At 48.6% G+C, this 22,438-nt stretch carries 18 protein-coding genes, 1 pseudogene and 2 riboswitches; of the genes and pseudogenes, 8 read left to right on the top strand and 11 right to left on the bottom strand.

Features of this window, described 5'->3' with window-relative positions:
- Positions 1-81 precede the first annotated feature (81 nt).
- Both QBE55_09150 and QBE55_09145 read left to right on the top strand, forming a co-directional pair.
- Entirely contained in the window at positions 82-2,283 is a 2,202-nt protein-coding gene (locus QBE55_09150; GenBank protein ID WZL77722.1) for a SpoIID/LytB domain-containing protein, read from the top strand.
- A complete protein-coding gene (locus QBE55_09145) occupies positions 2,280-3,590 on the top strand; it encodes a hypothetical protein (GenBank protein ID WZL77721.1) in 1,311 nt (436 codons plus the stop codon). The genes QBE55_09150 and QBE55_09145 overlap by 4 nt, the downstream gene beginning before the upstream one ends.
- Positions 3,591-3,604: 14 nt before the next feature.
- Here QBE55_09145 and QBE55_09140 read toward each other — a convergent pair whose 3' ends face one another.
- From QBE55_09140 to QBE55_09110, 7 genes are all read right to left on the bottom strand, one after another.
- Positions 3,605-4,648, bottom strand: coding sequence for a hypothetical protein (locus QBE55_09140; protein ID WZL77720.1), 1,044 nt, complete (start codon positions 4,646-4,648; stop codon positions 3,605-3,607).
- Between the two features lie 85 nt (positions 4,649-4,733).
- Entirely contained in the window at positions 4,734-6,476 is a 1,743-nt protein-coding gene (locus tag QBE55_09135) for a tetratricopeptide repeat protein (protein WZL77719.1), read from the bottom strand.
- A 238-nt stretch (positions 6,477-6,714) separates the two neighbouring features.
- The gene (locus tag QBE55_09130) at positions 6,715-6,915 is read right to left on the bottom strand and encodes a cold-shock protein (protein ID WZL77718.1); all 201 of its coding nucleotides are present in this window, start codon (positions 6,913-6,915) and stop codon (positions 6,715-6,717) included.
- A 96-nt stretch (positions 6,916-7,011) separates the two neighbouring features.
- Positions 7,012-7,800 (bottom strand): class I SAM-dependent methyltransferase, encoded by a 789-nt coding sequence (locus QBE55_09125; protein ID WZL77717.1) that lies wholly within the window; start codon positions 7,798-7,800, stop codon positions 7,012-7,014.
- Between the two features lie 22 nt (positions 7,801-7,822).
- A complete protein-coding gene (locus tag QBE55_09120) occupies positions 7,823-8,044 on the bottom strand; it encodes a small, acid-soluble spore protein, alpha/beta type (protein ID WZL77716.1) in 222 nt (73 codons plus the stop codon).
- Positions 8,045-8,214: 170 nt separating this feature from the next.
- On the bottom strand, positions 8,215-9,162 hold the full coding sequence (locus tag QBE55_09115) for a DUF624 domain-containing protein (protein ID WZL77715.1): 948 nt from the start codon (positions 9,160-9,162) through the stop codon (positions 8,215-8,217).
- A gap of 90 nt (positions 9,163-9,252) precedes the next feature.
- Complete coding sequence (locus tag QBE55_09110) at positions 9,253-10,434, bottom strand: M20 family metallopeptidase (protein WZL77714.1); 1,182 nt, start codon at positions 10,432-10,434, stop codon at positions 9,253-9,255.
- A gap of 414 nt (positions 10,435-10,848) precedes the next feature.
- Between QBE55_09110 and QBE55_09105 the strand changes: the two genes are divergently transcribed.
- The 4 genes and pseudogenes from QBE55_09105 (at position 10,849) to QBE55_09090 (ending at position 14,076) form a co-directional block, all read left to right on the top strand.
- On the top strand, positions 10,849-11,886 hold the full coding sequence (locus QBE55_09105) for an aspartate-semialdehyde dehydrogenase (protein WZL77713.1): 1,038 nt from the start codon (positions 10,849-10,851) through the stop codon (positions 11,884-11,886).
- A 69-nt stretch (positions 11,887-11,955) separates the two neighbouring features.
- The gene (gene dapA, locus QBE55_09100) at positions 11,956-12,834 is read left to right on the top strand and encodes a 4-hydroxy-tetrahydrodipicolinate synthase (GenBank protein ID WZL77712.1); all 879 of its coding nucleotides are present in this window, start codon (positions 11,956-11,958) and stop codon (positions 12,832-12,834) included.
- 21 nt (positions 12,835-12,855) lie between these two features.
- A pseudogene (gene dapB, locus QBE55_09095) lies at positions 12,856-13,614 on the top strand (4-hydroxy-tetrahydrodipicolinate reductase).
- A 297-nt stretch (positions 13,615-13,911) separates the two neighbouring features.
- On the top strand, positions 13,912-14,076 hold the full coding sequence (locus tag QBE55_09090; protein ID WZL79908.1) for an ACT domain-containing protein: 165 nt from the start codon (positions 13,912-13,914) through the stop codon (positions 14,074-14,076).
- A gap of 190 nt (positions 14,077-14,266) precedes the next feature.
- Here QBE55_09090 and QBE55_09085 read toward each other — a convergent pair whose 3' ends face one another.
- From QBE55_09085 to QBE55_09070, 4 genes are all read right to left on the bottom strand, one after another.
- A complete protein-coding gene (locus QBE55_09085; protein ID WZL77711.1) occupies positions 14,267-15,676 on the bottom strand; it encodes an NCS2 family permease in 1,410 nt (469 codons plus the stop codon).
- A gap of 166 nt (positions 15,677-15,842) precedes the next feature.
- A riboswitch (purine riboswitch) is annotated at positions 15,843-15,943 on the bottom strand.
- A gap of 89 nt (positions 15,944-16,032) precedes the next feature.
- Complete coding sequence (locus QBE55_09080) at positions 16,033-16,653, bottom strand: phosphoribosylglycinamide synthetase C domain-containing protein (protein WZL77710.1); 621 nt, start codon at positions 16,651-16,653, stop codon at positions 16,033-16,035.
- Positions 16,633-16,732, bottom strand: a riboswitch (purine riboswitch). Its footprint overlaps the gene before it by 21 nt.
- 137 nt (positions 16,733-16,869) lie before the next feature.
- The gene (gene srtB / locus QBE55_09075; GenBank protein WZL77709.1) at positions 16,870-17,598 is read right to left on the bottom strand and encodes a class B sortase; all 729 of its coding nucleotides are present in this window, start codon (positions 17,596-17,598) and stop codon (positions 16,870-16,872) included.
- Positions 17,599-18,086: 488 nt separating this feature from the next.
- Positions 18,087-19,505 (bottom strand): ISLre2 family transposase, encoded by a 1,419-nt coding sequence (locus tag QBE55_09070; protein ID WZL77708.1) that lies wholly within the window; start codon positions 19,503-19,505, stop codon positions 18,087-18,089.
- Positions 19,506-19,855: 350 nt separating this feature from the next.
- On the opposite strand from QBE55_09070, the gene QBE55_09065 reads away from it, so the two are divergent.
- Together QBE55_09065 and QBE55_09060 are read left to right on the top strand one after the other, a co-directional pair.
- On the top strand, positions 19,856-20,566 hold the full coding sequence (locus QBE55_09065; GenBank protein ID WZL77707.1) for a response regulator transcription factor: 711 nt from the start codon (positions 19,856-19,858) through the stop codon (positions 20,564-20,566).
- Positions 20,553-22,403: a HAMP domain-containing sensor histidine kinase gene (locus tag QBE55_09060; protein ID WZL77706.1), complete on the top strand. Its 1,851-nt coding sequence runs from the start codon at positions 20,553-20,555 to the stop codon at positions 22,401-22,403. Before QBE55_09065 ends, QBE55_09060 begins: the two co-directional genes overlap by 14 nt.
- Positions 22,404-22,438: the final 35 nt, after the last annotated feature.

Here is a 22,438-nt window from a genome sequence, read left to right as displayed (position 1 = left end):
GAAATTGCGGGATTAACGGCCCGTACAGTTATAATCCTTTTACGGATCCGGTATATATAAATCAGGCAATGAGGTGAGTCTATGAAAATGAAAAAACATTTCCTGTTCCCCGCTTTGTTTTTGCTGGCTGCACTGATGGCAGGTGGCCTAATCTGGTATTTTCGCTCCTTCCCGTCGCCTCCGCAGAAAGCTGCCGACCGGTTCCTGTCCGCACTGTCGGAAGGCCGGGATTGCATAGAGTGGCTGACACCGGACTTGTCAAAACATCCCTTCCTCTCCCTGGCTCAGGAATCCGAAATCAGGCAGTTTTCAGTGGGCCATTGGGAAGGGGCAGACAAAAAGCATGGAAATGTTCGGATTACGCTCCTGTTTCCTGCCGGAGAGATCCATACCGCCCTTCCCATGGTAAAAAGAGGGCAGCACTGGCTGGTCTCCGGGCTACCTGAAACAACTTTCCATACCCATGGCATCCCCATTGCAAAAAAGGCGGATGAAAAGAATCAAACCATATGGGCTTTGGATCTTGGCAATCAAATTGTTGAAATCCATTCCCGTCCCGCAATGGAGATAAAAATCGGTCAGCCCGTCAGTTTCCACACGGTGGAAGGAAAACTGATTGACATCCAGGCATTGCAGCCAGTGTCCCTGTCCAGGGTCATGTCGCTTTCCGATACGGTATTGGAAGACAGGGACCTGGGCTATTTCAAAATACAGCAGGATTTTCCCGTTTTTTCAAGGGAAGGCAATCAATTTGTTTTTTCCGGATCCTATGGTATCCCCATCGGATCCGCCGGAGCCACCCTTTACTGCACACCGGATCACATCGGCAGGATGGCAATTCTGTCCGGACAGCCGCCGGATGCCTATGAAAGGATCCGGGTTCTCCTTCAGGACAGTGAATATAAAAGCCCGCTTCACTCCCGGATCGAAATAACCTGTCCGGACAATTACACGGTTCAGTCGGTTCCCAACGGGAAATCCCTTTCCTTTCAAAAGGGAGAAACCGCAGAATTCAAACCGGACGGCAAAAAAACAGTGGTCTGCAAAAACGGGCAGGTTCTGGATTCCTCCATTTTTCGATGGTACATTACAACACAGCAGGAAAAACCGCTGTATGTAAAAACCATATGGAGAAGCCATACAGACCCTTCGGCTGGTACTCTTTACCAGGGCAGCCTGGAGGTGGCAAACCTGAATGGTCAGCTTACCCTGATCAATGAAGTGAATCTGGAAAAATACCTGTGCCTTGTGGTCCCCAGTGAAATGCCCGTCAAGTTTGGCCTGGAGGCGCTGAAGGTTCAGGCAATTGCCGCACGGTCCTATGCCGTCCGGGCCATGCAGTCCTCCGGATACCGGACCTATGGAGCCCATCTGGATGACAGCACAGCCAGCCAGGTATATAATAACATTGGTAAGGAACCGATTGCCACCCGGGCCGTGACCGAGACATCCGGGGCTGTGGCGGAGTATCAGGACAATATCGTTGATACCCGGTTTTTCTCCACCTCTTTCGGATACACCGCCAATTTTCATGAGGTCTGGAGCAATCGGCAAAATGAATTTCCGTCCGAAGAGGTCCCTTATCTAACCGCAAACCCTCAGTTCGAAGGCAATGTTCCCGATCTGTATCATGAAGAGAATTTCCGTGCCTTTCTGAGCCAGGCAAACCTTGCGGGATTTGACCGGTATTCTCCTTTTTTTCGCTGGAGCGTTACCATGACCCGCGAACAGCTGGAAGCCGTTCTCAATAAAAGCCTGCCCGATTTATACCGGCAGCAGCCTTTGTTTGTGCTGACAAAATGTTCGGATGGAGATTACAGAAGCATGGCGATTCCGGAAGACGTGGGCACTTTGCTGAATATTGGGGTGCTGCAAAGAGGGAAAGGCGGAAATATCATGGAACTGGAGATCACCACCACGTATGGCATCTTCAAGGTCATAAAGGAATACAATATCCGCCTGGCCCTGCAGCCAGTGAATTATCTGCGCGGTAAAAAACCGGTGGAGCTCCAATGCCACGATGGGACGGTGCAAAAAGACTTTCCCCTGCTGCCCAGTGCTTTTGCCTGCTTTGACTTTGAGCGGGACAAGGAAGGCAATCTCCTGGACATTGTGATCCGGGGCGGGGGGTATGGCCATGGAGTGGGCATGAGCCAATACGGCACCTATGGTCTGACCCTTATGGGAAAGGACTGGCAGGAGATCATCGAACACTATTATCCGGGCAGTCAATTGAGAAACATATACAAAAAGGAAACGAAAGGAATGGATGCAAACAAATGATCACGACGATAAAAATATCGGAAGCGGTGGAATCCATCCTGACGCACATCATGCGTTCCGGAGGACAGGCTTATCTGGTGGGCGGCGCACTGCGGGATCAGATTCTGGGCCGGACCGCTTCCGACTACGATATCGCTACGTCCCTCCCGCCGGAAAAGATTGAGTCCGTCTTTCATAAGGAACAGACCTATCGAACCGGAAAGCGGTTCGGTACCATTGCCGTAAGAATGGACGGACTTTCCGTGGAGATCACGACCTTCCGAAGGGAATCCGGTTATTCGGACAACCGACATCCCGATCATGTGACATTTGTGCCGGATCTGGAATCCGATTTGTCGCGCAGAGATTTTACAATAAACGCCATGGCATACAATCCCTTTCTGGCATCCGGCCTGATCGATCCCTTTCATGGAAAAGAGGACCTGGAACAGAAAAGGATCCGCACCGTGGGAGATCCACAGGAACGGTTCCGGGAAGATCCGCTGCGGGTCCTGCGTGCGATCCGGCTTGCCGCTCAGCTGGACTTTGAACTGATGGAGGAAACCGAAAGGGCCATAGCGGAATGCCGGACCTGGCTGAACAGAATATCACGGGAAAGAATGCGGGAAGAGCTTGTCCGCCTTTTGCTTTCCCCGCATCCGGACAAGGGGGTCCGATTGCTTCAGCAGACCGGTATCCTCCCCATTCTGTTGTCCGGCGGCACCGATCCACATGCCGCGACGGAAAAAAAGGCAGCGAAAACGTGTACAGGGAAGGAAATGCAAGTCCTTAAAAAGATTCCCGAAAGTGCCGATATCCGGCTGGCGGCCCTGCTGCAGATGTATCGCCCATCTGCAGATCCGATGCAGCTGCAGCGTACTCTTCGCAATCTGCGTATAAGCAAAAAATCCATACAACACATCCGGCATCTGCTGTCCGGATACTCCCGTCTCTGTACCATGGACCTGACGCCGTATTCCATGCGAAAACTGCTGGGAGCCGGAAATCCTTCGGATATGGAACAAATCCTTCAATGGTATGAAGCCGTGCAGGATCCCTGTGGGAATCCTGAGAGGAAAAAAAGGCATTCGGAAGCCGTCCGGCTTCTGGATGTCATACGGACAGCCAAGGATCCCGTATTTCCTTCGGATCTGGCGATAAACGGAAAGGATGTTCTTTCGGCCGGGATCGGAACAGAAGACGGAAAAAAGATCGGCCGGGCACTCCGACAGGCCTATGAATGGGTCCTGGAAAAGCCGGAAGAGAATGAGCGAACCATTCTGCTCGAAAAGCTGAAAAGAAGCCCCCAATTCCGGCCTTTCAGCTAAGCAATGGGAGAGGTTCACTCTTTCAGGATCAAAATCAGGACGGATAATACAAATCCTATAATGCCCAATATAGGATAAAAACGGGAAATGATATTGGAAAATCCCATGGCACAGATGATCAGCCCAGCCGCCGTTGCTGCAATCGCCGGAAGTGCTGATTTGGTTTTGAATTTTTCCTGAATCATGGTATGAATGGAAAAAAGATTGCCCACTGATGTGGAAAATATCTCCATCCATACCACCAGACTATAAAAAGTTACGAAAGCCTTTCCCATTTCCTGCACGATCAGCAGCTGAGGGATTTGCCTGTCAAACACTTCCGGGATGTAATGCAAAAGAGAATAATTTCCCATACACAAAAGAATGGTCAGGAGGCCCCCTCCCAGCAGGCTGCCGAAGGACAGGGATTTTCTGTCCTGCGTGGCGCCTCCCATCGGTGCCAATACCCCGATGGACAACACCAGATTGAAGGAAGCATAAGTCAGACCCGTCCGGACAATCGGGAAGATTCCCGGCAGTGCAACGACCTCCAGGGACGCCGCAGGAAGAAATTGATTTCGTACCGTATGAACAAAGGCAAGGACGGAAGATGTGATCAACAGCGGAACAATCACCGTATTGACTGCCAGAACACCCTGGACCCCCCACAGGGTAACAAAAAGCGTTAGGACAGCGGTCACCAGGGCTCCGACGAAATAGGGGATTTTCCATTGTTCTTCAAACAATGCCCCGGCTCCGGCAAACATGGCGCCGCACAGCAGCACATAGGAAACGACAAGATATAAATTGACCAGCGGAGCGGCAACTCCAAACACATGACGGATCAAAACGCTGTAGGAGCCGGCACGCAGCTCGCTGCCGTACAGCAATACCTTCCGGCCTACCAGGATAAACAACAGTCCGGCGATGAAAATTCCCCAGTAGGAGGAAGCACCAAACCGTGTAAAAAACTGCAGAATCTCCTGCCCGGTTGCAAAACCCGCTCCGACTACCGTCCCGATGTAAGCCATGGCGATCTGAAAACCATATCTGCGTGAAGATTGCCTGTTTTCCCTCATTTCTTCCCTCCGGATGAACCTCCATACTCATTATCCACCCTATTTCCGGGGAAGAAAACTTATGACAACAGGATTACCGGTTGGATTACTCCCTGGAGGAATTCAACACTTCGGTATTTTCAATCACTTCACAGATGTACCGATAGTGGTTCATCATGGTGGAATAGGCAACGTGATAGGAATCCGCCAGAGCCGTCCGATTTATGGGCATATCTTCCTGAACACAATAGAACAGCTCCAGCGCCGCTGCCCAGCCTGCCGCTTTCCGGATCTCCGGCATGTTATTCTGTATCTTCCAATAATATACAATACAATTCCAAATTTCCCGGACATCCTGCTCAAAGTCCTTCAGGTACAGCGCCTTCATGCCGGAAATGGCCATATCGGGAATTTCCTTCAGGATTTCTTCCTTGTCATGCCCCTGCTTCCGGGCAGTACGGACCTTGACTTCCACCATATTATCGTCCACATAGGCAAGAAACGGCTCAGGGGCATTCATTTCCTTCAAGAGAGCCAGGGCTTCCCGGATCATATCCTCCCCTTCCGACCTGCGCAGAATAAATTCCCGCAGGAACCGCTCTGCCTTCTCATCCCGGAAAGAAGCCACAACGTGCAAAATTGCCTTTCGGACCAGGACATCATTCAGATCCAGTCCCCAATTCAAAAGGGAAAGCAGACTGTCTCCTTTTCTCCACTTGTCCACCAGGTCCGTTCTGGGCAGCTTCAGCAGTTCATTGATTTTTTTGACCCTTCGGATCATTTCATCATACGGAACCTGAAAATGATAAGGAAGCTCCTTGAATTTCCGCTCTCCGCTCATCATTCCCTTTACATAATGCTTGTAATAGCTGCTGATGGTATTGTTGGGAGCAAGTTTCTCCACTTTGTCCCAATAGTCGTAAGCTGCCCGGAATGCCTTGAGGTTGTAACAGGAAACAGCCGTATAGTGAAGCAGGTTGGTGTCATAGGGCTTGTATTGCAGAATCTGCTTCAATATCTGATTTGCCTTCCGGTGTTTTTTCATTTCACACAGGGTAACCGCTATTTTGTACAGCTCTTCCGGATCCTCGACCTTCTGGCTCAAAACCTGATCCATATACTTGTCGCAGACTTTCTTCTCTCCCTTTTCATAAAGAAACAATGCGACGTTGCAGCTGGCATGGATGTTCTGCGGATACTCAGCAAGCACTTCCCTGGAAATTTCAATGGCTTGGTCCGATTTTCCGGTGCAGAAATAAGCCAACGCCAGATTGTTTTTGGCAAAAATCAAATCCGGCTCTTTCTTCACAACCTTGCTCAATTCCCGGATTGCACGCTTGTAATCTCCCTGATCGAGAAAATCCTTTCCCCTTACGGCGTGGTTGAATGTTTTCTCCTTACCGGGATCAAAATCGTTCATCAGATCAAGATAGAACTCCTGGCTTTGCAAGACTTCAAGAAGATTCTGCGCTTCTTCGGAATATGGACCGAATTCATCCAGATCCAGATATTTTTCCAGACATTCCTCCGCCCTGGAATATTCCTGAAGGCCCAATAGATTGCACCCTATGCCATAAAAGCACTCAACCCGGGAAGCATCCTTCTGCATCACGGAAAAGAGAATCTGATTGGACTCATGAAAATATCCCATTTCCGTAAAGGCCTCTGCCAGATCCAGGGAATATTCTGAATTCTCCGGATCCTTTTCAATGGCTTTCCGATAATAGCTCAGAGCATTTATATAATTGTTGTTTTCAACATGCTGTCTTGCTTTTCGATAAAAAAATTCGCCGTTTTGTTCAAACGGAACGACTTTGTTGGCTTTTTTCGCAAACAATTCCTTTGCCATATTTGCCTCCCTCAGGCCACCTCTCCAAAGCTGCTTTTCTCCCTGTCCTAATTGCGTTTCGTTCAGGAAGAAAATGACCTGTTTCCATTATATCATAAACCATTTCCGGCCTCCACCATCAGGAACCGAATTTTCGGAATTGGAATGGGACCTGGGAATTGATTGGAAACTCCATCTATGGAAATACCCCGGTGAAACATTCACCGGGGTATTTGCTGGCTTACAATACGTTTTCTATTTAAACCACCTGAACATTGGAAGCCTGCAGGCCTTTCTCGCCTTCCACCACATCGAAGGTGACTTCCTGTCCCTCTGTTAATGTTCTAAAACCTTCTGCATTGATAGCAGAATAATGAACGAATATATCGCTGCCATCTTCTCTTTCAATGAAACCAAAGCCTTTAGTAGCATTAAACCATTTGACTTTCCCTTTTTCCACTTGAACAATCCTCCTAAAATTGATTCTAAATTCAGTTTACCATACGAATTGACAAAAGTCAATTCAGTATTCTCATATTTTTCTAACATACTTCTATTATAAACCGTTGCCTGCAGAATCATTCCGGATATTTGCCGCCTCCAATTGCCTGCGGACTGCCGCAAAAACAATTCTCTGGCTTTTTTTTCCCGGAGCGGCCAAAGAAAGCGGTGCAAAACATTCCGTTCCGGAAAATCCGCAGGACTTCAGCAACTGTAGAATTTCATCCTGCCGGTATGCCTTTTGAAGCTGCGTTTCCTCCACTCTCCTGTACAAGCCACCTTCCTGCCGGATAAAAAAGGTAAGATTCATTTCCAGGATTCCGGAGTTTCTGTCAAACTGATTCAGCCAGATCAGGCTGATATTCTTATCCGGATCCGCCATGGTATGATTTGCCACCACGGCAGACAGCTTGTAATGGGAGCTGATGTCAAAAATCAAAATGCCTCCGGGATTCAAAAAACGGTAAATTCCCTGCAGGCACTTTTTAAATTCCATGGAATCCAGCATATAATTGAATCCGTCACACATGCACACCATGGCATCCACCGGGTGGTGCAACTCCAGTTCCGTGATATCCTGACAGATATAAGGAATTTTCCGTCCGGAATCCCTGGATTTTTCACTTGCAACATTCAGCATGTCCACGGACTGGTCCACTCCGATGACCGGATAGCCTCTTTTTGCAAGGGAATTTGTAAATCCTCCGGTCCCACAGGCCAGATCGACAATGGCTTTTGGCTTTACTCCGTACCGCCGGAAGATGGCTTCGATTTGATCCGTCCATTTTTCATAATCCACACTCTTCATTAATGTATCATAAAGATAGGCAAATTCCTGATACATACCCTATCCTGCCCTCCCATCGTCAGGAAAGGCCGTCCTTTTCACTGCTTCCGAAAGATTTCTGCCTTTGCTCCTTCCTGCGCATGGCAAGAAGACCGCCTATCCTGCCGGTCTCCTTTGCCGACAGGCTGCCCCATCCTTCCTTCCGGACCTGATCCAAAAGGCCCAGTCCTGCAGCGATTTCCAGTTTCATCGGATCTTCCTGCTTTTCCTGCTTCTTCTCTTTCTTCTTTCCCGATTCCATACCACCCCTCCTCTCTCCGGAGTTAGTATGGTTGAAAGCCCCGAGAATATACATCATCCCGTATCATTTCATACCATCCCCACGCTCTTTTCAGGCATGTTTCCTTCCGTAGGAACCGGATCCACAGGATTGCCTCCATCCTCACGGACTGCATGGTCAGGATCCGCGTTTCAACTTTCCGGACTGCCATCCTCCGGGGGTTCCTTCCCCATATTCCCGACTTCTGCGCTGCCCTCGTCTCCCTTCTCAATTTCTGCGTGGTCCCTGCCTGTACCGCCCGCATTGCCATTGCCCGCATCCGCAATTTCTGCATTATCGTTTTCCGGATCCTTCTGATCCGTAACCTTGGGATTGATGTATTTGTCAAAAATCCAGTTTACATAGGAAGCAATGATAAGTCCCGGAAATGTCAGGCCTACCACAAAAAAGGGAATTGAAAGCAGATAGGCTAGTGTTACAATGAAAATTGCCGCAGAAAGAAGAAAAATCAGGAATGCAAAAGGAAGCTTTACCATAGTCAGAATAAAGGAATTTTTGATGATTTGCTTCAATTTCAGGCGATAGGTCACCATCATGGGAAAAACAAACATATTCATCATGGTAAAAAGGATGGCAATCATGATCATGAAATAATATAAAAACGCATAGAGTAAATTCTTTCCTGCCATCTGACCATAGAATACAAAGTTCACGCCAAACAAAAGAAGTGCAATCCCATCGATCAGTCCCATGAACAATCCCTGCTTCCAGTTCCCCTTCCAGGCATCCTTGAAATCACTCCATACCCAGGAATGTTCATCCCTTGCCCAATTGCGAAGAATATAGGATACCGAAGCCGTCGCCGGACCAATCAGCATCAGACAGGGAATCATCAGCAAATAAAACAGCAGACTGATCGGCTCCCCGGTCTCCTGCATAATCAGCAGCTGGCCCTGCAGCACCACAAATGCCGGGATCCAGAATACGGAATACAGCAGATTCAGCTGAATCAGCTGCCAGAACCGGATCTGCAGTACCGTAAAGAAAGTTTTGAAACGTCCGGTTTTGACATCTTCCTTTTTCAAATCCGGCTTGTTGGGATTGCCATAATACATTTTATTAAAAAAACCGCCAGCCATGCGAACATCCTTCCTCTATCGTGATTTGTTGTTTCCTCTTCAGGTAACTATTTTAAACATTGTAACAGAGTTTGACCAATTATTCAATGATCATTCCACAATTCCACCCAGCCCAAGCAGAATATTTTTATCCAGCTGGATCCCCGTCAGCAGGATTTCCTCATCAAACTGAAACCGATCGGAATGAAGGGGATGGATATATCCCAGCTCTTCGTTCCGGCTCCCCAGGAACAGAAAAACCCCCGGAACTTTCTGCTGATACCAGGCAAAGTCCTCCGCAATCATCAGGGGATGAACGGGATACAGCATGTCCCGGGGAAGAATTTCCTTCACCCGGGCTGTCCATTCCGGATGATTGACAACAGGGGGATAATAGACCAGCTCACGAAATTCCGTTGTTACACCGCAACTCCGCTCCAGTCCGGCAAGAAGATCCATCATGTCCTGCTTGACGCTTTCCGCAACCCTGCTGTCAAAGGTGCGCAGAATGCCTTCCATGTGCGCCCTGGAGGCCAGTACGTTCCTCGCCTGCCCCGCCTCCAGCTTTCCGACGGTAATCAGTGCCTGGGAAAGAGGGTCTACCTTCCGGGTCAGGATCCCCTGCAGCATGGCAATATAATAAGAAGCCGCCAGAATGGCATCTATCCCCTTCTGCGGCATTGCCCCGTGTGCGCTTTTTCCCATTATGTCAATCCCGAACTCACAGGTGGAAGCCATCAGCGGACCTGCCTTCAATCCGACTTTGCCCTGGGGAACCTCCGGCATGATATGATAACCAAAGATAACGTCCACCTCCGGATCGTCCAGGGCGCCCTCCCGTATCATGGGAGAAGCTCCTCCCACGGACTCCTCCGAAGGCTGGAACAGCAGCACCACATTATCCTTCAGATGGTCCCGGTTTTCGGACAGCCATTGTGCAAATCCCAGCAGCATGGCCATATGGCCGTCATGCCCGCACGCATGCATGAATCCGTCATACTCCGAGGCGAACTCCAGCCCTGTCTTCTCCGGAACAGCCAAAGCATCCATATCCGCCCGAAACGCCAGGGTCCGGGCCGGACCGGTACCCCGGAGGACCGCTTTTATGCCAGTCCCTGCCAAAACAGTGATCCTATCAAAATGCATGCCCCTTAAGGCCCGAAGAATGTAATCCCTTGCATCCTCTTCCCGGAAACCGGTCTGCGGATGCCGATGAAGCCAACGCCGATGACGAAGGACATTATCCTGCAACTGCAGGATATCCCTGTCCAGCTGCAAGGTGATATCTTCCATGATGTGAGAAACCCTCCCCGATTCTTTTTCCCCATATGAAGCAGGACTTTTTCCCGATTTTTATTATATTCCAAATGTACCGATTATACAATACAACCCTGTAACCCTGGCCTCATATCATTTCAAATTATTTGAAACGATTGACATTCCACAGCGGTGATGTTATGATGAAAAAAAAGGATTCCGGGTCATCCGACTGTGGATGGAGCATACTGCTTTTATAAGCGGCATATATCATATATTATGTGATGCTGCTTGAGTCTGAGGCGGCTGATAAGATCAGCCGTTTTTTGTTTTTCGGGGGAAACAGGATACGGGCATCCGGAACTTTTTGTCTTGCTTTCTGCATAGCTTGATAAGGAAGTATCTTCCTGTTTCAATATGCAGGAAGGCAGAAAACGGGGGGAAACGACATTGAAAAAATATAACATCGCCATTGTAGGAGCCACCGGAATGGTGGGACGCAAATTTCTACAGGTGCTTCAGGAAAGAAAACTGCCGGTCGAAAACTATTACCTGTTTGCGTCCGCCCGTTCCGCAGGGAAAAAATGTCCGTTCATGGGGCGGGAGTTTACCGTGGAAGAGCTGACCGAGACATGTTTTGACGGAAAGAACATTGACATTGCACTCTTTTCCGCCGGAGCGGAAGTCAGCAGGAAATTTGCTCCCATCGCTGCAGAGAAGGGAATTGTCGTCATTGACAACAGCAGTGCCTGGAGAATGGATCCGAAGGTTCCCCTGGTGGTACCCGAGGTGAATCCTCAGGATATCCTCCGGCATCACGGCATCCTTTCCAATCCCAACTGCTCCACCATTCAGGCGGTCGTTCCGCTGAAGCCCCTGCACGACCGCTATCAGATCAAAAGGATCATCTATTCCACCTATCAGGCGGTCTCCGGAGCAGGAATGCAGGGTTATTCCGATTTGGAACGGGGCATGCACGGAGAAGCGCCGAAGAAATTCCCGCATCCCATTTTCGGAAACTGTCTGCCTCACATCGATGATTTTCTGGAGAATGGCTATACCAGGGAAGAAATGAAGTTGGTAAACGAGACAAGAAAAATACTGGGGGATTCCTCACTTGCCATCACAGCCACCGCCGTACGGGTACCTGTATTCTACTGCCACAGTGAATCCATCAATGTGGAGTTTGAAAAGGAATTTGAACTCGATGATCTGAAACAGGCCCTTTCCCATGCAGAAGGCATTGTGGTGGTGGACGATCCGGCCAAATGCCGCTACCCCATGCCAATTGACACCGCGGACCGGGATGAGATCTTTGTCGGGAGAATCCGCCGGGATGAAAGCGTGAACAGTGGCGTGAACCTCTGGGTCGTGGCAGACAATATCCGCAAGGGAGCGGCGACCAACACCGTACAAATCGCACAGCGGCTGATTGATTTCTGGCAAAAGGGAAAATTAAGACAGGAAAACAGTTGGCAGACAGACTGAAAGAACCAGACAGACAAAAAAGAGCAGATTGACAATTGACAGAATAAAGAAAGGAAAGGTGACGTTATCATGAGTCTTTTTACCGGTTCCTGTGTCGCCATGGCGACACCGTTCAGCCAGGAAGGAATCAACCTGGAAGCTCTGGGCAAAACCATTGCATTCCAGATGGAACAGGGGACAGATGCTTTGCTGGTCTGTGGTACAACCGGAGAGCCGGCTACCATGTCCAGGGAGGAAAAAGCCTCCGTCATCCGATATACCGTGGAGAAAACCGCAAAACGGCTGCCGGTGCTGGCCGGAGTCGGAGGAAATCATACTGCCGAAGTCGTCCGAGCCTCCATGGAAGCGGAAAAGCTGGGAGCGGATGCCGTCCTGGCAGTTACCCCCTACTATAACAAAACCAACGCAAGAGGGCTCATTGCCCATTACCGGGAAATCAATGATGCCGTCCATATTCCCATTATCATCTACAATGTGCCCGGCCGGACCGGTATGAACGTATCCCCCACAGCATTGAAGGAGCTTTCCAGGCTGCCGCACATCATTGGCATCAAGGAAGCCAGCGGGGACATTGCCCAGGTATTGGAGATGCGTCGCCTCTGCGGCGAATCGATTGACATCTATTCAGGAAACGACAATATGGTGGTTCCGCTGCTGGCTGCCGGTGGGAAAGGAGTTGTCTCCGTCGTGGCCAATGTTGCTCCCCGGGATACCCATCAGATGGTGGCGGAGTTTCTGGCCGGCCATGTGAAGGAGAGCCTGGATCTGCAGCTGAAGCTTCTTCCCCTCATCGACGCCTTGTTCTGTGAAGTCAATCCCATTCCGGTCAAAACGGCCATAAATCTCATGGGATTCGATATGGGTCCGCTTCGCCTGCCTCTTGCCGATATGGCGGAAAATCATCTGTCCCTGCTGAAACAGCAAATGCACGAATATGGATTAATGTAACCGAACGGAGGTATTTTACCTATGATAAAATTGATTCTGCACGGCTGCAACGGAAAAATGGGTCAAACCGTTGTCGGTGCAGCAAATACGAATCCGGACATCCGGATCGTTGCCGGAATTGATAAGTATTCCGGAAATAAATCCAATCCTTTCCCCGTGTATGAAAGATTTTCAGACATGACGGAACAGGGAGACGTGATTCTGGACTTTTCCTCTCCTTCCGCCCTGCCCGATCTGCTGGAATATGCAGGGAAAAGCAAAACGCCCCTGGTCATTGCCACCACGGGACTGTCTGAGCGGAATATGGAGCAAATCCGACAGGCATCGAAGGAAATTGCAATTTTCCAGGCGGCCAACATGGCCATGGGTGTGAATCTGATGTATGAGCTGGTAAACCAGGCCGCTTCGGTTCTGGGAGAACGCTTTGATATTGAAATCATCGAGAAACATCACAATCAGAAAGTGGACTCTCCCAGCGGCACAGCCTACTCCCTGGCAGAAGCGGCAAACAGGGCGTTTTTAAACTCCAGGCACTATGTTTACGGGAGACATTCCAGATCCGACAAGCGTTCCATAGATGAAATCGGGATCCATTCCATACGGGGCGGCACCATTGCCGGGGAACATTCGGTCCTTTTCGCCGGGCCGGATGAAACACTGGAAATCACGCACCAGGCGCAGTCAAAGCAGATTTTCGCACTTGGGGCTTTGACAACTGTTCAATATCTGGCAGGCAAAAAGACAGGCCTGTACAACATGAAGGATATCATGCTGGATCAGAATGCCATTACGAATATCCATACAAACAATGAAGAAGCCATGGTCACTGTAAACTGCGGCTCGGATGATCCGACATTTGCAGCAAAGATTTTCGGGAAGCTGGCACAGCACAACATTGTCATCAATCTGATCAGTCAAGCGGTACCAGAAAACGGTGGTATCCGCCTTTCCTTCACCCTGCCGCAGCAGGAGCTGAATCATGCCATGCAGATTCTGGAGGAATGCAAAGTCCGGGACTCCTCTGTAAAAGCCGATGCCTGCTCCGATATTGCCCGTCTGACCATAGAGGGTTCCGGTATGGAAAGACAGTCCGGAGTCGCCTCAAGAATCTTTGAAATCATGGCAGAGCAGGACATCCGGATGAAAATGATCAGCACTTCAGAAACAAAAATTTTTATTGTCCTTCCCCGCGAAGATGAAAAACGTGCTGTGGAATCCATTATGGAGGCGTTCCGCCTGTAAGGACGACTCTCCTGGCGTGCAGTGAGGAAATGAATATAAAAAAGTGAATAAGAATGGTAAAAAAGCTTTTCCCGGAGATCCGGGAAAAGCTTTTTTATACTCTCCTGCTTTCATGAATCGTATTTTTATTTGCTGCTATGGACTTACGATCAATGCGGCTGTTTCGCCGCAGGATCCGAATTTATTGTTTCTAGATAATGGCCAGAAGAACAAAGTTCAGGATAAACAGGATGGTTGCAATCCACAGAATCGGATTGATCCCTTTGGCTTCTCCCCGGACAATTTTCACAACACAGTAGAAGATGAAGCCAGTGGCAATTCCATAGGAGATGCTGTAGCAGATCGCCATGAAGATACCGGCAAAGAAAGCCGGGATTGCCACATCAATGTCATCCCATTTGATGTCCTTGAATGCAGACAGCATCATAATGCCGACGATAATAAGGGCGGGAGCGGTAGCCGCATTGGGAACCGCACTGAGTACAGGGGCAAGGAATGCACTGACTGCAAACAGAATGGCCACCACTACGCTGGTCAGACCGGTACGGCCGCCTGCTCCGATCCCTGCCGCACTTTCCACATAGGTTGTGGTATTGGATGTGCCGAGCACAGCACCAATGGAAGTGGCAATGGAATCTGCAAACAAAGCCTTGTCCATCTTGGATTTGAATCCGGAGCCGGACTCCAATGCCTTTTCATCTTCCATGGAAAAGATTCCGGTTTTGCGTCCGGTTCCGATGAAGGTACCAATGGTATCAAACGTATCGGACAGACTGAAGGAAAAGATCGTGATCAATACAAGCGGAATCCTGGCGGGATCCTTGAAGAGGGACAGGAGGCCGGGATTGCCGAACGCTGCTCCGAACGTCCGGGGGAGCTGATTCCATGCTTCGACAAAGCTTACGGTCTCACCCATTTTGGTTACGCCGCAGGGAATGCCGAGCAGGGCGGTTACAACAATGCCAATAATGATAGCTCCTTTTACCTTTTTTACAAGAAGAACCGTCATCAGGACCAATCCAAATATCGCAAGCAGTATGGCAGGTGTGTTCATGGGAGACAACGCCGGTACCGCAGCAGAACTGGCAACAACGGTGCCGCTGTCCAGCAGATTGTAGGTCCCGGGATCCGAAGTGAACGTCAGAAATCCTGCATTTTTGATGCCGATATAGGCAATGAAAATACCGATGCCTCCGCCGATGGCAGTCTGAAGGCTTTCCGGGATTGCCTTAATGATAAGCTTCCGGATCTTTGTCACGGTAATGAAAATATTCACCAGACCGCAGACAAAAACCATGGCCAGTGCTTCCTGCCATTTGAATCCCAGATTGAAAACAACCGTAAAGACAAAAAACGCATTCAGTCCCATGCCGGGAGCCAGAGCATAAGGTACATTGGCCACCAGACCCATGACCAGCGTTCCGATAACGGAAGCGATGATGGTGGAAAGAAATACTGCGCCCCACGGCATTCCCGTCTGACTCAGCATACTGGGATTAACCATGATGATATAAGCCATGGCAAAGAAAGTGGTGAAACCAGCAAGAGTTTCGGTTCGGGCATTGGTACCATTCTCTTCGAGCTTGAAAAACTTCTCCATTCCTAATTCCCCCTATATAATTTTATTCCCCTGATTCCTTGCTCCTAATCTGAAATAATTTCCATCTCTCCCAAATACAGAGCCAGGTATGGTCTCAACAAAAAAAGCAGCCGATAAGTGTCCCTCGGCTGCTCCCTGTCTGTGCAACAGCTGTTGGCTGCTGCACTCCAGGCCCCTGAACACTCATAGCGTAGGCGATTCGGTCGCCACGTAGAAACTCCTGCACCAGATTTGCAGGCTAATATGAGTGGGTATCCTATGGATAGATTCCTCCATCCATAAATTTTCATTTGTCATACCACATACTTAATTTAACTCATTCCCCCCATGAAGTCAAGCAGATTGCGACAGAAAATTCATTTTTTCAACCATTCCTTTTCCCTTTCTGTTTTTTTCGTTCCGATATCCTTTCGATACTGCATATCCTGGAAGCAGATGGCGCCGATCTGCCGGTATGCCTTCTCCGCAGCGTCTTCCGCTGTATCCCCCAGGGCCGTTACTCCCAGCACCCTGCCTCCATCTGTCACCAGACCCGCTTCGGTCCGCTTTGTGCCTGCATGGAACAGCAGGATATCGTGCTCCTTTTCCGCCTGTTCCAATCCATGGATCGGCAGACCTTTCTTATATCTTCCCGGATATCCGCCGGATGCTGCCACGACACAAACCGCAGCCTCTTTTTCCCACTCTATGGAAATCTTGTCCAGACGTTTCTCCGTTATAGCCTCCATGATCTCCAGCAGGTCGGACTTCAGCCTCGGCAGCACCACCTGGGCCTCCGGATCCCCGAATCTGGCATTGTACTCCAATACCCTTGGCCCGTCGGGAGTCAGCATCAGCCCAAAATAAAGCACCCCACGAAAGGTTCTGCCTTCCCGGTTCATTGCCTCCACCGTCAGCCGGATCATCGAATGTTCCACCCAGGATGCCACATCCGGCGTATAGTACGGGCTGGGAGAAAACCAGCGATATCCACTCATAGTCAGGCGGTTCCGGCCGCCCAGTAGAAACTCCCAAACCAATTATCGGGATTATATGAGTATATCCTTGTCATATTCAATATACCAAAAGAATTCTGCCCTGTCAATGCTTTTTCTGAACATTTTTAATTATTTCGCATTTAATGTTCAGGATTTATAAAAGTAAAAAAAGCGATCTGCCGCTTTTTCCCCTTTCCGTTTCTGCCGGACAGACCATTACTCTGCCGGAAAGGCATGCAGAATCAGTCTGGCATCCTTCTCCTCGTAAGTACAGGTAAACAGGGTAAGCATGGTTCGATCCTCCGAAAAAACCATATCCGAAGAATACATGGACTTTGCTTTTGCTTCCGTAAAATAGGAGCGATAGGCAGACGCATCCGGAAAGGATACTTTGAGATGCAGGGAAGACGCATTGACGATATAGACTGAGAATATTTCATATTCAACCGCTTTCCCCTCTATATTCAGAAGGATTGATTTATTCCTGTCATAAAAATCCTTCTTCTTGAATCTCTTTAAATCATGAAACATGGTGCCGTCCTTCATATGATGACCATAAATAACAAGGTTTCGGTCTTCCCCGGGATGATTGGCATGATCCATAAAAATTGTTCCGTGCTTGTTTTGCCTGCCATGAATATCATGATGAAGATAATAGTCATTGTCTTCTCCCTGAACAACAGGATAATCTATTTTTGTACCGGGAATGGAGATCCAGCCTACCACATCCGAATTGATCTTACGGACATCCTCCAGACTGTTCCTGTCTGGTGAGTTCTCCCCATCCGGACCGGCAGCCCGGTGATCCATTTCCCCTTTATGGTAGGTTTCCGCAATATCAGTATAGAGATCCTCCGTATGTTTCGCATCCAACAAATACTGTGCAATCTGAAACACGGAAAAAAGAAAGACAACTGCACAAATAATGATGAGAAAGGTTCGCATGGAAACCTCCAATCCTATCTTTCGCTATATCTTTATATTTTTCATTCCTTTTGATCTATCCTTCGGCTTCATCAGGCAATATTCCACAGCAGCCAACAAATACATTGTACCGAAGGGACGGATCCCATGTCAAGAGCAAGGTCCCGTCCGATAGCGTCAATTTACTGTAGGGAAAGAAAGAATAGAGACATCCTGAAATATTCTTACTAGCAACAGTGGTCTTGATTGATTTCATTAATTTTAACAGCAATCAATCTTGTCAGCTGCATTTATTCCACGATCTGCTTGACAACGAGCCTCTGCCGGTGTGGCTTACGGCAGATGTCGGCAGCAGCCATCTCTAACAGCGGGATAGGCTTTGGAGCGGTTGCTGCCGTACCTCAATGCTACCACACCGACTTCTCGTTATCAAGCAGCTTTCGCGGCATAAACGCTTGATCTATGTCGTCCCGGCTATTAAAAACGCCATAACGAGCTTTATGAAGGGCCTAATAGCGTATTCCGGCCATACTCCTCATCTCATTAAACAGCCCTGTCTTTTTCCCCATGGTAATTACAGTTGGGCTGCTACTCCATGAACCAGCATATCTGCTTTCTGATGATTTCCTTACTTCCTTGATTAATTCATCCTGCAATTCATGTTTCCTGTTCTCCTTCTCCTTAAGCTTCTGTGCCATAACCAGGTCATAGATCCTGCCGCCATTTTTCTTATATACGATAAGTTTGGACATCCTGGCAACACCTTTTTCAGACCATCCCTTAGGCCTGCTGCTTAGCCTGCTTGAAAACACATGGCTTATATGACCTTCGGCACTGCATCCTATCAGTTCATGGCCCTTATCAGCCTTTATCTCTATTCCATGCCAGTTATTCAATATGTACCGTCTGGCATCCTTAACTGCCTTCCTCTTCGTTTTGGAAACCGTTCGTTTGAGGATCTTCTTGAAAACATCCTTGACCATGTCCTTGTCCGGCCAATCCAATGCATCCTTCAACTCCTGATAGATGTCTCCATCGTTTAAGTGTGCAGTCGCAGTTATCATATATTTCTTAAGATGAAAATTGTCCAGCACAAACTTGCTTTTGGGAATCCAGTCAAGCCCGGCCTTAATCCATGATGCCCCATCCCCGGAAAGGTATATGGTTTCAATGAAATCCATGTTGTACTGCTTGTCTATATATTCTATGACCTCCAGCCACAGATCCTCACTCTCATCATACATGCCGCCAAAATATTTAACGTTTTTAAGTCTGGTCCTCGTTTGGCTGCTTTTTTCGGGATCTACGCCTTCATGAACATAAACCAGCCTGGGCATAGCTATCTTGCTTTTATCGTCTTCTCCCTGCAGGGAAACATGATCTTCATCTGCTTCAACATACAGTATCCTGACATCCCTCTTCTTGTCCACCTTATGCTCATGTTCGCTGATCTCAAGGTTATGTATTTTATCCATAACAGCCTGCTTGCTTATTTCATCCATATATCCGGCTCTTTCTCCACCTTTCCTGTAGCTGCTGTCTATGGCCTCTTCCACCACATTGATCACCACATCTGCACTCACTCTGTCATGTGGCTTAAGACCAACAAGCTCATCAACGAGATATTTCCTTTTGCCACCACTCTTTGGCTTAAAATACGTTCTATTATACTTGATCGTTCCAAAGGTCGTTAAGATCCCTGTCTCATCTTTCCTGACAATCTCCCAATTGTTTTTCCTGACCCCGGACTTTCGAAGCTGTTCATCCATCCCCTCAAGAGTCTCCACCAGTATATTCCGACCAAGTTCAAACAGATCCTCCTGCAGCCCCAGAGTCAGTTCCGCCAGATCCTTACCTTCCCTTAAAAATTTTCTTACCTTATTTTCTGTTTTTCTTGCAAACTCGTTAAAATCTTGTATACTGTACATGGAAGGTGGCACCCTTTCTTGATATTTTTGTTGATGATCAATATTTTAGCAGGATGCCACCTTCTTTTCAATCCTTATGGTAATTTATTACTCTTAATCCCTACGGTAACTTTACGCTAACGTCCCGTCCCGGTATGAAACCTGATTCTGTCTGGAAGCAGACGGCATCAGAGGAAAATGTCCCGTTAAGTATACACTTTAACTGCAGTATATGCCTGCAAATCATTACGGAATACAACACTTCCTGTTTACAATACGTATGACATGGGAATCTTAATGAATACTTAACAAATATGCATCTTTCCTTTTTCCATGCGAAAATGGTATGATAGGATGTGAGGTGAATCGGGTTGTACAACATTCTGATCTGTGATGACGATCGCGACATTGTTGCCGCATTGAAAATATATCTTTCCGGAAGGGATTACACCCTCTTTGAGGGCTATAATGGTGAAGAGGCAATCGACGTTGTCCGCAATCATGACATTCACCTGATTCTGATGGATATTATGATGCCCAAAATGGATGGGATTTCTGCAACCGCAGCACTGCGCCGGGAAAGCAATGTCCCGATCATTCTGCTGACAGCAAAAAGTGAGTGCAGTGATAAGGTGCTGGGCCTTGATATTGGTGCGGATGATTACATCACAAAGCCGTTCGATGCGGTAGAAGTCCTGGCCCGCGTGAAATCCCAGCTGCGCCGGTATACCATGCTCGGATCGAAAACGGAAACCAGCTCTCCCGGTACTTATGCAACAGGCGGCATTTCGCTCAATGAAATAACCAAATCTGTCACAGTGGACGGCGTACCTGTTACTCTTACCCCTCTGGAATTTCAGATTTTGAATCTCCTGATTAAAAATCCCGGACGTATCTATTCCAGCGAACAGATCTATGAATCGGTATGGAAGGAAGAGTCGATCGGCTCGGAAAGATCCGTCGCCGTTCACATCCGGCATCTCCGGCAAAAGATTGAGGCCAACCCCTCCGACCCACGTTATCTGAAAGTGGTCTGGGGGCTCGGCTATAAAATGGAGGAACAGGGATATGGCAGGCACTGATTGGTCGGGAAACTTCTGGATAAAGGCTGCAGCTTTTTTTCTTGCCATTGTGATGGTTCCGGTCCTGGCAGCTTATGGCGCATCAGCAATCCTGGCTTATGATGAAGGCTGGCATGATAAACCGGGCTTTTCCTTTGCCGATACTGCTATATGCAGAAATGCAGTCTCACAGGAAGAAAATGAGCTGTGGCATCATTACAGCACAATGGAACTTTCTGAGCTGAAAAACTTTTCTTCCGCTCAGAACAAGGTATCCAATTATCGGTTTGCCATATATCAAAAAGATGGTTCCGTTTTGTACAACAATCATGGAAAAGCGGATCATCCCATACATCAGGGAAAATACAACGGGATCATCATCCGGAGTTTCCTTACCGCCGAACTCACTGCACAGGACAGGCTTTACCGGGGAAACCGGCTGTTTGTAACCATGTACAGTATGAGTAAACTTGCAGCGGCTGTCTGTGGAATCGGTATCGTACTGCTTCTGATCCTCGTTCTCTTTTTGGGCCGCACAGCCGGCAGGCGCAGCGGAACCGGGGAAGCAGCTGCCGGATGGCAGGAGAAGATCCCCTTTGATCTATACCTGGTCCTTGTCTGTCTGGCTGGCTTTTTTATAATTTTAGTTGCTTATGAAAGTACAAATGGCATGCGAGATTTCTTCGATAAATGGTCTGTCATTGCTCTGATTGCCTGCATAACAGGCTGTGCCGTGCTTCTTCTGGCTGCATGGATGACGCTTTGTGCACGAATCAAGCTTGGAAAGTGGTGGCATAATACCATTATCTACATGGTCTGCCACTTGCTCTGTAATTTCCTGCATCGGCTCATGCAGGGAATTCTCCGTGACTGCCGTTCCCTGCCGATGGTATGGCGCACCATGATAAGTTTTGGCGTGATTGCCCTGTTCATCCTGCAACTTTCCTCGCATTATGCCTTCGGGCAATTATGTTTTCTTCTGGGGCTGCTGGTCTTTGCAGCATGCGCTGTTTCCCTCCAGCTTCGCAGCCTGCAAAAAGCAGGTGAAAAGCTGGCCGCCGGCGATCTGAATCTTAAAGTCGATACGAGCCATATGTTCTGGGACCTGAAACGCCATGGTGAGAATCTCAACGCCATCGGAAACGGAATGAGCATTGCCGTCGAACAGCAGCTCAAATCGGAGCGGCTCAAGACCGAATTGATCTCCAATGTTTCCCATGACATCAAAACGCCGCTTACCTCCATCATCAACTACGTGGATCTGCTTCAAAGAGACCCCGCCCCGGAACAGCAGCACGGGTATCTGCAGGTGCTCAACCGTCAGGCGCACAAGCTGAAAAAGCTGACGGAAGATCTGATTGAAATGTCCAGGGCATCTACCGGGAACCTGCCCTGCCATCCTTCCCGCTGCAGTGTAAAGGAACTCATCGACCAGGCAGTCGGCGAATACGAGGAGCGCCTGAATGAGGCGCAGATCGAGCCCGTCATTACCCGGCCGGATGCTCCCCTGTTCTGCTTTGCCGACGGAACACTGATGTGGCGTATTTTGGACAACCTGCTTTCCAATGTCTGCAAGTATGCCCAGTGCGACACAAGACTGTATATTGATATCACAGAGGAAGACGGGTTCGCTGCCCTTTCCTTTAAAAACGTTTCCCACAATCGGTTGAACATCAGCGTGGAAGAGTTGACGGAACGCTTTGTACGCGGAGACAGTTCCCGTACAAGCGAAGGCAGCGGACTGGGCCTGAACATCGCCAAAAGCCTTGTGGAACTGCAGAATGGTGAATTTCGTCTGGATGTGGACGGAGACCTTTTCAAAGCGGAATTTCGAATTCCTCTGGATCGGTCTTCTTAACAAATTCTTAAACAAAACCATTGCCGCAGCTTAAA

This window comes from Eubacteriales bacterium mix99 (genome assembly GCA_038396605.1).
Lineage (GTDB): Bacteria > Bacillota > Clostridia > Caldicoprobacterales > DTU083 > UBA4874.
Note: the sequence above shows the minus strand (reverse complement) of the source record. Positions and strands in the feature narration are given on the sequence as shown.

Excerpts from the sequence above, each read along its gene's own strand:
- QBE55_09115 (WZL77715.1), bottom strand. The coding sequence starts at position 9,162 with ATGGCTGGCGGTTTTTTTAATAAAATGTATTATGGCAATCCCAACAAG.
- QBE55_09135 (WZL77719.1), bottom strand. The coding sequence starts at position 6,476 with ATGGCAAAGGAATTGTTTGCGAAAAAAGCCAACAAAGTCGTTCCGTTT.
- QBE55_09150 (WZL77722.1), top strand. The coding sequence starts at position 82 with ATGAAAATGAAAAAACATTTCCTGTTCCCCGCTTTGTTTTTGCTGGCT.
- QBE55_09145 (WZL77721.1), top strand. The coding sequence starts at position 2,280 with ATGATCACGACGATAAAAATATCGGAAGCGGTGGAATCCATCCTGACG.
- QBE55_09080 (WZL77710.1), bottom strand. The coding sequence starts at position 16,653 with ATGAGTGGATATCGCTGGTTTTCTCCCAGCCCGTACTATACGCCGGAT.
- QBE55_09125 (WZL77717.1), bottom strand. The coding sequence starts at position 7,800 with ATGTATCAGGAATTTGCCTATCTTTATGATACATTAATGAAGAGTGTG.
- QBE55_09060 (WZL77706.1), top strand. The coding sequence starts at position 20,553 with ATGGCAGGCACTGATTGGTCGGGAAACTTCTGGATAAAGGCTGCAGCT.
- QBE55_09120 (WZL77716.1), bottom strand. The coding sequence starts at position 8,044 with ATGGAATCGGGAAAGAAGAAAGAGAAGAAGCAGGAAAAGCAGGAAGAT.
- srtB (WZL77709.1), bottom strand. The coding sequence starts at position 17,598 with ATGCGAACCTTTCTCATCATTATTTGTGCAGTTGTCTTTCTTTTTTCC.
- QBE55_09070 (WZL77708.1), bottom strand. The coding sequence starts at position 19,505 with ATGTACAGTATACAAGATTTTAACGAGTTTGCAAGAAAAACAGAAAAT.
- QBE55_09085 (WZL77711.1), bottom strand. The coding sequence starts at position 15,676 with ATGGAGAAGTTTTTCAAGCTCGAAGAGAATGGTACCAATGCCCGAACC.
- QBE55_09110 (WZL77714.1), bottom strand. The coding sequence starts at position 10,434 with ATGGAAGATATCACCTTGCAGCTGGACAGGGATATCCTGCAGTTGCAG.
- QBE55_09140 (WZL77720.1), bottom strand. The coding sequence starts at position 4,648 with ATGAGGGAAAACAGGCAATCTTCACGCAGATATGGTTTTCAGATCGCC.
- QBE55_09090 (WZL79908.1), top strand. The coding sequence starts at position 13,912 with ATGGAAAGACAGTCCGGAGTCGCCTCAAGAATCTTTGAAATCATGGCA.
- dapA (WZL77712.1), top strand. The coding sequence starts at position 11,956 with ATGAGTCTTTTTACCGGTTCCTGTGTCGCCATGGCGACACCGTTCAGC.